At 71.1% G+C, this 13,071-nt stretch carries 5 protein-coding genes; 4 read left to right on the top strand and 1 reads right to left on the bottom strand.

Translation table 11 applies throughout. The features are described 5' to 3' along the window. Positions 1 to 155 precede the first annotated feature (155 nt). Together lnt and OG242_RS02125 are read left to right on the top strand one after the other, a co-directional pair. Positions 156 to 1,751, top strand: a complete 1,596-nt coding sequence (gene lnt, locus OG242_RS02130; RefSeq protein WP_405896504.1) for an apolipoprotein N-acyltransferase — start codon at positions 156 to 158, stop codon at positions 1,749 to 1,751. 29 nt (positions 1,752 to 1,780) lie between these two features. Further along, a complete protein-coding gene (locus OG242_RS02125; RefSeq protein WP_405896503.1) occupies positions 1,781 to 2,260 on the top strand; it encodes an NUDIX hydrolase in 480 nt (159 codons plus the stop codon). Positions 2,261 to 2,322: 62 nt separating this feature from the next. Here OG242_RS02125 and OG242_RS02120 read toward each other — a convergent pair whose 3' ends face one another. Next, on the bottom strand, positions 2,323 to 3,702 hold the full coding sequence (locus OG242_RS02120; protein WP_405896502.1) for an MFS transporter: 1,380 nt from the start codon (positions 3,700 to 3,702) through the stop codon (positions 2,323 to 2,325). Positions 3,703 to 4,689: 987 nt separating this feature from the next. Here OG242_RS02120 and OG242_RS02115 point away from each other — a divergent pair. After that, entirely contained in the window at positions 4,690 to 10,662 is a 5,973-nt protein-coding gene (locus tag OG242_RS02115) for a DEAD/DEAH box helicase (RefSeq protein WP_405896501.1), read from the top strand. Further along, positions 10,659 to 12,989 (top strand): hypothetical protein, encoded by a 2,331-nt coding sequence (locus OG242_RS02110; RefSeq protein ID WP_405896500.1) that lies wholly within the window; start codon positions 10,659 to 10,661, stop codon positions 12,987 to 12,989. Before OG242_RS02115 ends, OG242_RS02110 begins: the two co-directional genes overlap by 4 nt. Positions 12,990 to 13,071: the final 82 nt, after the last annotated feature.

The following is a 13,071-nucleotide window of genomic DNA, read 5'->3' as shown; positions in this document are numbered from 1 at the left end:
GGCCGGAGCCGGCCCGTCGGCGGGGGACTGGCGCACAGGTTAACGGCCACGCCGCGCATATGGGCGGAAGATGCGGAGAAATGATGCGGTGGTCGGGATTCCGCCATCAGGACGGGGCTCCCCCGCGGGCAGCCGGTCACCGTAGACTCCGCCGGGTGAGCACCACCATCGCCCAGGTCGGCGAACCGCAGAGCCCCGCCCCCGCCCCCGGGAAAGGCGGCTTGCCGAAGCGCCTCGTACGGCCCGGGGCCGCCGTCATCTCCGGCGTGATGCTGTATCTCAGCTTCCCGCCCCGCCCCCTGTGGTGGCTGGTTCTGCCCGGGTTCGCCCTGCTCGGCTGGGTGCTGTTCGAACGCCGGGCGCGCGCCGCCTTCGGGCTCGGGCTGCTCGCGGGGCTCGGCTTCATGCTGCCGCTGCTGCACTGGACCGGCGAGGAGGTCGGCCCGGTGCCGTGGCTGGCCCTCGCGGCGGCCGAGGCGCTGTTCATCGCGGTCGGCTGCATCGGCATCTCCGCCGTCTCCCGGCTCCCCGGCGGACCGCTGTGGGCGGCCGCTGTCTGGACGCTGGACGAGGCGGTCCGCGCCCGGGTGCCGTTCGGCGGCTTCCCCTGGGGCAAGATCGCCTTCGGCCAGGCGGACAGCGTCTTCCTGCCGCTCGCCGCGCTCGGCGGCACCCCGCTGCTCTCCTTCGCCGTGGTGCTTTGCGGCTTCGGCCTCTTCGAGGCGGTACGCCGCTTCGTCCACCACCGGGCCACCGGCGAACTGCGTCTCGCGGCGACCGCCGTGGCGGCGGCGACCGTCCTCGTACCGGTGGCCGCGGCCTTCGCCGCGCTGCCGCTCGTGGACGACTCGGCCGAGGACGGCACCGCGACCGTCGCCGCGATCCAGGGCAACGTGCCCCGCCTGGGCCTCGACTTCAACTCCCAGCGCCGCGCGGTCCTGGACAACCACGCGAAGCGTACGGAACAGCTCGCCCGGGACGTGAAGGCCGGCAAGGTCCCGCAGCCGGACTTCGTGCTGTGGCCGGAGAACTCCTCCGACCTCGACCCGTACCGCAACCCGGACGCGCGGATCGTCATCGACGACGCCGTCAAGGCGATCAAGGCCCCGACCGTCATCGGCGCGGTCGTCGAGCCCGACACGGGCCCCCTGCGCAACACCCTCATCCAGTGGGACCCGGACAAGGGCCCGGTCGCCACGTACGACAAGCGCCACATCCAGCCTTTCGGCGAGTACATGCCGATGCGGTCGTTCGTACGCCTCTTCAGCTCGGACGTCGACCGCGTGCAGCGCGACTTCGGCCCCGGCAAGAAGGTGGGCGTCTTCGACCTCGCGGGCACCTACACCGGACTCGTCACCTGCTACGAGGCGGCGTTCGACGACGCCGTACGCGACACGGTCGAGCACGGCGCCCAGCTGATCGCCGTCCCCAGCAACAACGCTACCTTCGGCCGCAGCGAGATGACCTACCAGCAGCTCGCGATGTCCCGGGTGCGCGCCGTCGAGCACAGCCGGTCCGTCGTCGTCCCCGTCACCAGCGGGGTCAGCGCGATCATCCGCCCGGACGGCACGGTGGTCGAGAAGACGAAGATGTTCACCCCGGACGCCCTGGTCGACGAGGTGCCGCTGCGCTCCTCGCTGACCCCGGCGACCCGGATGGGACCGCTGCCCGAGGGCGTCCTGATCCTCCTCGCGCTCGGCGCGCTCGGCTGGGCGGGCGCGCTGGCGGTGCGTGCCCGGCGGGTCCGCTGAACGGGCGGCGCGCCGCATAGGGTCGGCACATGGCCATTCCTGACTTCATCCGCGAGATCCGTGCCACCGCCGGGCAGCAGTTGCTTCTGCTGCCCGGCGTCACCGCCGTCGTCTTCGACGACGAGAGCAGAGTGCTCCTCGGCCGGCGTGCCGACACCGGCGAGTGGTCCGTGATCGGCGGCATCTCCGAGCCGGGCGAGCAGCCCGCGCTGACGGCGGAGCGCGAGGTGTACGAGGAGACCGCCGTGCGCTGCGTCGCGGAGCGGGTCGTGCTCACCCAGGCGCTGCCACCCGTCCAGTACGACAACGGCGACCGCTGCCAGTTCCTCGACATCACCTTCCGCTGCCGTGCCACCGGTGGCACGGCCCGCGTCAACGACGACGAGTCGCTGGAGGTGGGCTGGTTCCATGTGGACGCGCTGCCCGACCTGGCCGATTTCGCGCTGTTGCGGATCAAGCAGGCGCTGACCGACGGACCCACCTGGTTCGAGTCAGGCGTCCCGCAGTAGTGGCGACGCGAGGGAGCCGGGCGGACCGCATGCGGCCCGCCCGGCTCCTCCGTTTGCCCGGATCAGACGCTGTGCGCGGCGTCCCGGGGCGCCGCGGCCGCGGTGTCGGACCCGGGTCCGACCTCGGCGAGGTTGCGGTGCCGGGTCTCCTTCGCGCAGACCAGGGCCAGCACCGTGAGCAGCGAGGCGGCGATCACGTACAGGGCGATGGGCGTCGAGCTGTCGAAGTCGGCGAGCAGGGCCGTGGCGATGAGCGGCGCGGGCGCGCCCGCCGCGACGGACGAGAACTGCGCGCCGATCGAGGCGCCCGAGTAGCGCATCCGGGTCGCGAAGAGCTCCGAGAAGAACGCCGCCTGCGGCGCGTACATCGCCCCGTGGAAGAACAGCCCGACCGTGACGGCGAGCAGCAGGTTCCCGAAACCGCGGGTGTCGATCAGCGCGAAGAACGGGAACATCCACAGCCCCACACCGACCGCGCCCACCAGATAGACGGGCTTGCGCCCCACCCGGTCGGAGAGCGCGCCCCACATCGGGATCACGGCGAAGTGGAAGGCCGAGGCGATGAGCACGGCGTTGAGCGCCGTCTGCTTGCTCAGGTCGGCGGCGGTCGTCGCGTAGACGAGGATGAACGCGGTGATCACGTAATAGCTGATGTTCTCCGCCATCCTGGCGCCCATGGCGACCAGCACATCGCGCCAGTGGTCCCGCAGCACCGCCACGACCGGCGTCTTCTCGGCCGCCCCGGAAGCGGTCTTCCGCTCGTCGGCACGGGCCAACGCCTCCTTGAACAGCGGCGATTCGTCGACAGAGAGACGAATCCACAAACCGAGGATCACGAGTACCCCGGACAGCAGGAAGGGGATGCGCCAGCCCCACGACTCGAAAGCCGCGTCCGAGGTCAGCGCGGTGAGTGCGGAGAGCACCCCGGTGGCCAGCAACTGTCCGGCCGGGGCACCGGTCTGCGGCCACGACGCCCAGAACCCGCGCCGCTCCGCGTCCCCGTGCTCCGACACCAGCAGGACGGCCCCGCCCCACTCACCACCGAGCGCGAACCCCTGCACCAGCCGCAACAGCGTCAGCAGCACGGGCGCGGCGACCCCGACGGTCGCGTGCGTCGGGAGCAGCCCGATCGCGAAGGTCGCCCCGCCCATCATCAGCAGGCTCAGCACCAGCAGCTTCTTGCGCCCGAGCCGGTCGCCGTAGTGCCCGAACACCAGCGCCCCGACGGGCCGGGCGGCGAAGCCGACCGCGTAGGTGAGGAAGGACAGCAGGGTGCCGACGAGAGGTTCGGAGTCGGGGAAGAACAGCTTGTTGAAGACCAGCGCGGCCGCTGACCCGTAGAGGAAGAAGTCGTACCACTCGACGGTCGTGCCGATGAGGCTGGCGGCGACGATGCGCCGGAGGTGCGAGGGCGGTGGGGGAGCGGATGCTGCGTCGGCCATGGGTACCACTTCCGGGCGGTCGGCGGGGACGGGGACGTGTCGCCACACCGTAGGAAGGGGCAGGTCAGGGGCGTATGTGGCGGGACACCATAGTGCAAGGTGGACGAGTGCGCTCAGCCACCATGGCAGCCCCCCGCGGGCCTTCTAGCGGGCCCGGGAGCGCTATGGGAGCAGCTGTCTCTGTTGCCCTGATGTGGCGTGATTTGGCGGTGCGGTGCTGACTTCCGTGCTGACTGAAAGCCCACGTCATCACTCCTCTTTACCCCTCCCCGTGCTGACTTGGTGCTGACTAGGGAGAGGCCGCTCACTGCCCCAGGCCGCGCGGCGTCTGGGCATCAGGTGTCAAAACGTCCAGCGCGTCGTCAACGACCTCGTATCGCTCGGACTGGCCGACCTCGTGGTGAACCCGGGCCACCGTGCCTCGCCTCTGCTGACGCCGATACCCGCTGGCACGGACGGGGGCGCAGGTGGGTCCGGCCCTTGCGTCGACAGAGTGCAGGCCGATCAGGCCGTAGTCCTGCCGTCAGTGGTGAGAGAGGGGGGAGCGGCCCGGGCGGGCACCGAGCGGCCCCGCTCGGCGGCAGTCGGTTCGGTCATGGCGGCATCTGGGGCAGCAGTCATGCAACTCCTCACGGGACGGATAACCGAAGCCTCCAGCACGGTAAGGCGATCCTCGCTAGCCTCGTCCTGGTTGTCCTTGTCCACGGCATCGTGAATCGCCGCGACACGCGTTCATGCTCAGTGATGGCGGCAGACTGTCAGGCGTGGCCCTGGAACGAGGCTCCGATCCATGAGGGCCTGGGCCGGCTCGTGGCCTCGGAGAATGATTGATCAAATATTCGATCATCACAGGGGTTTCACTCTGTCGGACAAAGATGACATAAATGGTGCCGGGGGCATGTGCCTGTTTCCCTTGGGGTGGGGGCGGGTTCTTGGCGCCGGCGGTGGTGGAGCGCCGGTCAGGAACCTCGCGGGAGAGGAGTACTCATGGGCGGGGCGCGAGCGGTCTCCCCTGCGGCGCGGCGCATCGTGGCGCTGGTGCGGGAGTTAGCTCCAGGGATCTCGCGGCGGGATCTCGCGGCGGAGGCGACCCGGCGGATTCCGGGGCTGCCCGAGCCCAGGCTCGCGAAGCTGATCGCCGAGGCCGTCGCCGGGGGTCTGCTGCGGGTGGACGGCGACCGCCTCCTGCCCGGCGCCGCCCCGGAGAACCCTCCCGGTGACCAGGCGTCCGCGAACGCCACGAGGCCCCCGGACGACAGTACGAAGACCTCCGACCTGACGGACTCCGAGGGCGGGGTGTTCCCTGGAAGATCTGTCCTCAGGGCCGTCGCGCTTGACATCGAGAGCGTCGTACGCACCACCGCCACCGCACCCTACGTTCGGCGTCATGTCTACGACGTGGCTGCCGTTCGGTTCGGCGCGGATGGCGAATGGGTAGCGGCGCGTCCCCGCTGGCAGCGGTATGTCAGGTTTCCGGGCGACGGCGACGAACTGCGTGATGGGCCCGTGCGGGACGCGGTACTGAACAGGGGTGTCGACGCCGCTCGGGCATGGGCGGAGCTGCGCGACATCCTCGCGGACGCCGATGTCGTCGTGGCCCACAACGGCACAGTCCTGGACTTCCCCGTCGTCAGTCAGGCGGCGTCGGAAGCCGGTGTCGAAGATCCGCTCGCCGCCGTACGGTTCGTCGACACGCTGTACCTCGCCCATGCGATGTGGCCGACGGCTCCCTCTCACCGGCTCCAGGACCTGGCCCCGGCACCCGGTCCTCGTGAAGCACGGCCGCGCGCGCACACCGCGGACGGTGACGCCGCCCTCCTCGTCCGTCTCCTGGAGCGGGCCGCGGCTGAATTCGCGGAGAAGGCCCCAGAACTGCGTGCCCTCGTCGCCGACGCCTGCCCCGACTCCGACGCATGGCGGCTGCTGCGGGAGCTCACCGAGGGGGAGCGGGCCTCCGCCCGGGAACTCCACATCTGGGAGCAGACGGACGTGGCCCGCCTCCTGGGAGCGGAGGTCGCACAGCATCCGCCGCGCCGGAACACGGACGGCCGGATGCCCGGCCGTGGCGCCGTCCTCGTCCCGGCCGCGCTTCGGGGGCCCGACGGCAGGGTCGACGCGACCGCTCTCGCCCGCGTCGTGCACGGCCCCCATGTCGAACCCCGACCCGCTCAGCAGCGCATGACGGCAACCCTGCATCAGTGGACCAGCGACGGCCTCAGCGGGCTGCTGGAAGCCCCCACCGGCACCGGCAAGAGCTACGCGGTGCTCGCTGCGGCGCTGGACTGGCTTGCCGGTGGCGATGACCGCACGGCGGTCATCGCCACGTATACCAAGCAGCTCCAGAGCCAGATGGCGAAGGACGTCCAGGACCTGGAGCGGGGACTGCCGGGGGTCCTGGACGTCACCGACCTGGTCAAGGGACGGTCCAACCGTCTCTCTCTCGCCGCCCTCACCAAGGCGCTCGCTGATGCCACACGTGCGCGGGCGTCCCAGGGACCGCGCCGAGGCCGGGCCCGCCGGCAACCGGCCCCCTGCTTTCGTGAGCTGGCCGTCCTGCTGGCCCTGCGGCTGATCGCGTCCAAGGAGGCCCCTCGGTCCTGGACGGCGAGGTCCGTCGACCCGGTGGATCTGCCCGCCTTCTGTACGGACTACATGGGCCCTGCGCTCCCTTTCTGGTTGGAGTCGCTCTCCCAGCGCGACGGCGACTATGGTCCCGCCGCGGGCAATCCCCTCACCGCGCACACGGACACGGTCCGTGAGGCCATCGGCAGCCACCGCCTCATCCTCGCCAACCACGCCTTGGTCCTCTCCCATCTGGACGACCTCCGTGCCGCCGGTCCGAACGTCCTTCTAGTCCTCGACGAGGCACACGAGTTGGAGAACGCCGCCACCACCGCGCTGACCGTCGCCGTGGACTACCAGGACCTCGAGGAGGCACTGGCCGAGCACCTCGCCTGGGTGGCCGACGCCCGTCCCGGCCCGGACCGGGAGCGGGGCCTCACCGTGACCACGGAACTGGAACGGCTGCTCGACGACGAACGGCTCCCCAAGCTCGCGGCCCTGGCCTTCGACGCCCGGGCCAAGGGAGTGGGCGTGCGGATCGGCAACCGGGCGACCACGCTCGCCGGCCCCCACACTGGCACCTCCGGCACCCGGGACACCCGACGGCTGTCGCTGCTCCTGGAGCGCGTCGCCCGGGAACTCGTGGGCTGTCGCATCACCCTGGAGCGGTACGTCGCCCAGAATGCCACCTCTCTCGACCCGCTGGTCCGCGAGCGCCTCGACGCGATCGCCCTGCACACCGACACCCTCACCACGGCCCTCGGCCGGATCACCTCGGACTTGGGTGACTTCCTCGATCCCGCCCGCACTCTGGACGAGCACCTCCCCTCCCGCGTCGTTCACCTGGAGGAACTTGCCGAGCCGAAGACGGAGCTGCGCTCCTACCGCTTCCGCATCGCCACCAGCCCCGTCGACCTGCCCGCCGACCCGGAGTGGCGGCGCTACCTGGAGTCGTTCGACCGCGTCCACTACGTCTCCGCGACCCTGCGCGTCGCAGGGGAGTGGGACTTCGTCCTCGACAGGCTGGGGCTCCCGCAGGACCTGCCGGCGATCGCGCTGCCTTCCCCATTCGACCTGAGCACCCAGGCCGAGGTGGTCTGCTTCTCCGACTTTCCGTCCTGGGCCGAACAGGAGGAGGGCGCAATGCGTACCGTGGCGCATCAGGCGGCCGGATTCGCCACCGAGGTGACACGGGAACGCCCGGACGGAAACGGCTTCGACGGCGGCGGCATGATCCTCACCACCGCGCGTTCGACCGCCGCCGGCATCGGCTTCCACCTCGTCGAGGAACTGCGCTCGCGCGGCCTGGACACACCGGTCGTCGAAGCACTCACCCTCGGCAACAGCCGCGCCTACCAGGCGTTCACTGACCGGCGGGACGGTGGAGGATTCCTCGTCGGCACCAAGGGTCTCTGGCAGGGGGTCGACGTCTCCGACCCCGCGCGGCTCAACCTCGTCTGGATCAACAAGCTGCCCTTCGCGCCGTTCGCCGCCCCGATCGTCGAAGCCCGGCGCGCGGCCGTCGCCGAGCGGGCGGCCCAGTCGGGTCACCCCGACCCCGAGGGCGCCGCCACCGAGCACTACTACCTGCCGCTCGCCGCCCTTCAGCTTCGACAGGCGGTCGGTCGGCTCATCCGCTCCGACCGGCACCGCGGAGTCGTGATCATCAGCGACCGCAAACTCGGCGGACAGAGCAGCCTGCGCCGCTCTTACCGGCGGGCCTTCCTCGGCAGCCTCGACGAGGGTCTGCGGCGCCCCGACCCGGACAGCGGCGAGGTCGGCGGCGGCAATGTCACCACCATGGCCGAAGGGTGGCGCCGTATCTGGGAGTTCATGGCCGCCCACGGAATCCTGGACCCGGTCCGGGCCGCAGAGCTGTGCACCGGCCCGGCGCTCGAACGGCACACCCTCCTCCCGTACACCCGACGCATCCGCGCGCTGGAGCTGACTCCCGACGAGACCCTCAGGCTGCGCGACAAGGGCCTGCTCGCCGAGGAGGTGCGGGAGCGCTGCGCACAGATCGGCGGTCTGCTCAGGCTCTCCGACGAACCCGTCGCTCTCAAGCCCGCCCAGCAGGCCGTCATCACCGCCGTGGCCGAGGGACGCAACGTCCTCGCTCTGCTGCCCACCGGCTTCGGCAAGAGCTTCACGTTCCAGCTGCCCGCCCTGGTCCTGCCTGGTGTCACCGTGGTCGTCAGCCCGCTCGTGGCGCTCATGCACGACCAGGCCCTCGAACTCAACCGGACCATCGGCGGAGCGGTCCGTGCCCTCATCTCCCCACTGCGGGAGTCCAGCAGCAGAGCAGGCAAGACCGAGGTCGCCGACCAGCTCCTCGGCCGCGCCGACCTCGGGATACGCCTGGTGTACGTCAGCCCGGAACGCCTGTGCCAGCGACGCTTCCGCGAGATCGTACGGGCAGCCGCGGCGGCCGGCCGGGTGACCAGGATCGCCGTCGACGAGGCCCACACGCTTGCGCAGTGGGAGGACTTCCGGCCCAGCATGCGCCGGGTCAGCCGGTTCCTTGACGAGTTGCGCCGGGACCACGGGGTGGCCGTCACTGCGGTGACGGCCACCGCCAACAGAGCCGTACACGAGGCACTGCGCGAGGGACTGTTCGGCCTGCCCGGGGCGGTGCCTTCGCCGGGTTCGGCCCGGGCGGCCGCCGAAGCGGATCATCACGGCGTCGTCGGCGGTCTCCTGACCGTCCGGGAGAACCCCATCCGGCCCGAGCTCGCCGTCTTCCGCCGTTCTCTGGACCGGCCCGGACAGGGAGGTGTCGCGGGCCTGGCCGAGCGTGTCGTCGACGCATTGGAAGGCCACGCCATCCTCTACTGCCTCACCGTCAAAGAGGTCAACACGCTCTACACGCATCTCCGCGAGTACGTCGGCGACGCCGGCGCCCGCGTCCTGCGGTTCCACGGTCGCCTCACCGAGGCGGAGAAGGCGGCCGCCATGAATGAGTTCCGCGAAGCCCCGCGCGAGGACGACGACGGGTTCCGCCCCCTGGTCGTCGTGGCCACCTCCGCGTTCGGACTCGGCGTCGACAGGCCCGATGTCCGCACCGTGATGTGCGTGTCCCCGCCCACCGACCTGGCCGCTCTGTACCAGCAGATCGGCAGGGCGGGACGGGACGCCGTACGCAGGGACCCGGCCGCCCCCACCCCCGTCAACAGCGGCCTCGCCCTCGCTACGAGTCGGGGCATGCGCTTGGTCCGTTTCATGACCGGCCAGGAACTGCCGGCCTTCGTGCTTCGGCGCGCGGGCCATCTCGTCCTCGCGGAGCGCGGCGGAACGCTCGACCCGGTGCGGCTGGCCGAGGCCCTGATGGCCGACGACGCCGCCACCGGTGAGCTGAGCGAAGCCGACCTGGAGGACCGGTACACCCAGGACCGCTACCGGAGCGGCGTCATGCGGGCCTTCAGCGCCCTCGCCGACCTCGGGGCGGTGGAGGACCTCGGCGACCACCCTCCCTACTGCGCGATCAAGCCGGGCGACCTCGGGCCGCCATCGCATTCGGTGGATCAGCCCGGCGGGCAGCCGACCGATCCTGCACGCATCGAGTGGGCCGCCGTCGACATAGCCCTGTCCTGGGACACCCCGGCCAAGGTGGACGTCCAGGCGCTCGACCGGGAACTCGCCATCTGCTGCCCCGACTACCGGTCCATCGCCGACGGCCCTGCGGCGACCTGGGAACTCCTCGCCGACCTCCACGACCGAGGGCTGCTGGATGTCTCCGCAGCGCCGAGCCGACGTCTCGTCACCGGTCTCACCGTGCACACGGACACCCTCCCCGACGGCTATCTTCCACTGCTGTCCCGGCGCGGCAGCCGAGCCGCGGCGGAACTGGCCGAACTGAGGCGCTTCTTCGAGGCGACCACCGTCTGCGCCCAACGGGTCTTCGGCGACTACTTCGGCGTCAGCGACCTCCCGGAAGGCTGCTGCACCACCGCCGGCTGCCGCTGCTCCGCCTGCTGGAACACCGGAGACCAGCCTGTGGACGAACGGCGTCCCGCCGTCGCGGACGCCTTCTACAGCCGCCCCCACGGCAACGCCCGTACCGACACGGGACTGCGCGAACAGCGCATCGACCTTCAGATCCACCGGCTTCTGCAGCTTCAACCGGCAGGAGCCCATCCCCGCAGACTCTGGCACGCGCTACGCGGTGACGAGTCCTCCTACAGCCCGAGGCACCACAAGATGATCCTCCTGCCCAAGGTCCTGCGGGAAAGCCGTCACTTCGGAGGCCGTGCCGACCTCCCCTACGCCGCGGTCGGTGCCGGCCTGACGCGACTGGCCGGGGGCGGGGTCGCCGCCGAAGGACCGGACGGCCTCTGGCGCGCGATCCGCCCGGCACGACGAGCGCCGGGGGCCGTCGCAAGGGAGGACACAGGAGCGTGACGGACACGGACGGTACGGACATCTGGCGGCCCTATGTGGGCCGCCCCGTGCTCACCTCAGGAATGACCGCCGGACACCGGACCGCACCTCCGAAGGAGGTGGCCAGGCTCCGCCGTTACCTGGAGGCGGTCGTCGCCGACCGCAACTGCCCGGTGCATACGGCGGTCGCCTTCAACGCCGCGTACTTCGGCTACGAAACCGGTGGAGAGGGCTACGGAAACGGGGCGTTCGACCTCGACGCCTTCCCGGTCCTCACCCTGGGGAACGAGGGGGCGTCCCGTCCTGTCGGCGCGCTCGTGCGGATCAGGACGGGCTCCGACCCGCTGTATGCAGAGGTCGTCTACAAGGAGGGCCGTCATCCCGCGATCCGGGAGGACGGCGAGGTGCCGGCCTGGGTGTCGGGAGCACCGTCCGCTGCTCAAGGCCCCGAGGAACAGCCGGCGGAGTCCCCCGTACGCAGAGAACTGCTTGTGCCCGATTTCACTGCTTTCGGCCCCGCACTCGAACTCGACGACACGAAGCTCAAAAGACTGCGGACCCGGGGAAAGTGGCTCGACGAGAACGGCCATGTCCTGGTCGACGCGGGCTACGCCACCCATGGGGAGGCCGCCCGCGACGACACGACGGCCTTCATGGACTACCTCCTCTCCGACCAGAAGGACTGGCTCCTCAGCCCTCTCGTCCCCGTATCCGTCGCCCATCTCGCCGACGGTGACGACGAGGAGCGGCTGCGAGCCGCCCTCACCGGCTTGCTGGACGTGATCGCTCACGCTCTGCGGACGGCCGACAGCCTGCGCAGCTGGGGCCCCTACGCGTTGACCCGCGCGCGCATCGGGGCCGGACTGTGCCAGGACGGACCGCTGGGCGACGCGGACCTGTACTCCCTCGCCGGCTCCCTCGAGCGCGCGGCCACCCCCAGCACCCTCCGCCGGCGCGGCCTGAGCGGCGCCCGGACCGCGTACACCGCCATCGCTCCCTGGCTGCGCGGTGTGGCGGGCGTCGAACCACTGATGACCGGCACCGAGTACGCCGTCTCGGTCTGCCGGGCCAACCTCGCGGTGGCGGACTTCCTCCGCGGCGAGACCGACGACGGCCTGCTCAATGGCAGCGACGTGCGGATCACCCTGGACGACAGCTTCGAGAGCGGGGGCATCTGGCGCTCCCACCACCCCGGCTCGGATGAGGCGGACGGCAGCGACCCCCTGGTCCCGGCGGGACGTGGCTGGCGCGACACGATCGCCCCGCCCGCGCCTCGCGCCGCCGAGCCTCCGCAGGGCACCCACGAGGACGAGGAACCCGCTGATGTCCCGGCCGCCGAGATCCCTCCTGCCGACGCTCCCCTTGTCGACGCTCGCCTCACCGACGAGGAGAGGATCGGCCTCGGGCACTACCTCCGGATCAACGACAGCGAAGTCTGCTGGCAACAGCCGCTGCGCCTGGCCCACCTGCTGGAGGACAGGCTGCCGCTGAACCGGATGGTCCGGGACGCACTGGCGTATCTCGGACCGGAACGCGTCACCGTACGATTGGAGGTCCGCCACCCCGGCGTCGAGATCGACCCGTCCGAGGAAGTGCAACAGGTGGCGCTGGACGTCACCGGCGAAACCGGGATGCTCCACACCGTCCAATGGCCCATCGACTTCTTCCCCGGACTCCGCCTGCAGCTCCAGTGGCCGCGCGGCGGCACGGTCTTCAGGCTGTCCACCGTCGAACTGGAGGAGCCCGTCGACATCGACGGACAGCTGTTCACCCACCAGTACGACCCGCAGGTGCTGACCCGCGATGGTGCTCCGGGGAGCGCCCGTGACGGCGACTCGCCTGCCGGGCTCGACGACAAGCGACTGGTGCTGCGCGCCGTACGACGTTTCGGCCGGCTCACGCCCGACGGCCACGCCCTGCTCGACCGCGACGCACTGCCCGGGGGAATCTATGACGCCTCACCCGCTCCCCACCAAGTCACCGATGTGGAGCGGGCCCTGGAGGAACTGGTCGCCGAGCGACACCTCTACACCGACGTCGGCAGCCGCGGTGCGGACGGCGAGCCCCATCACCCCCCTCTCGACGGCGAGCCCCGCATCCTCCTCGTGGGCTACGCGCCCAACCCCGTCGTCGTACCGCGACCGGGCTCGGGAAGCAGCGGGCTTCCCCAAGGCGCGGGCGTCGAGTACGTCGTCCACGGGTTCCTGCGGAGACTGCCTCCGGGAGGGGAACCGAGCGAAGCACAGCGCGCCGCCTACCGCGCGAACTGCCGCCGCGTCGGAAAGGCCGACGGATGGGAACTGCCCCGCGGCTACACCTTCGTCACCACCCACGTCCGCCGGCGCTGACGGACACCCGCCCGCCGGAGGCACCCGCTGGGCTCGGGCCCCACCGCGCTCACCGACCCCCAGCCCGTTTGCCGCACATCAC

It is taken from the genome of Streptomyces sp. NBC_00727, from assembly GCF_045161745.1.
Lineage (GTDB): Bacteria > Actinomycetota > Actinomycetes > Streptomycetales > Streptomycetaceae > Streptomyces.
Note: the sequence above shows the minus strand (reverse complement) of the source record. Positions and strands in the feature narration are given on the sequence as shown.

Excerpts from the sequence above, each read along its gene's own strand:
- OG242_RS02125 (WP_405896503.1), top strand. The coding sequence starts at position 1,781 with ATGGCCATTCCTGACTTCATCCGCGAGATCCGTGCCACCGCCGGGCAG.
- OG242_RS02115 (WP_405896501.1), top strand. The coding sequence starts at position 4,690 with ATGGGCGGGGCGCGAGCGGTCTCCCCTGCGGCGCGGCGCATCGTGGCG.
- OG242_RS02120 (WP_405896502.1), bottom strand. The coding sequence starts at position 3,702 with ATGGCCGACGCAGCATCCGCTCCCCCACCGCCCTCGCACCTCCGGCGC.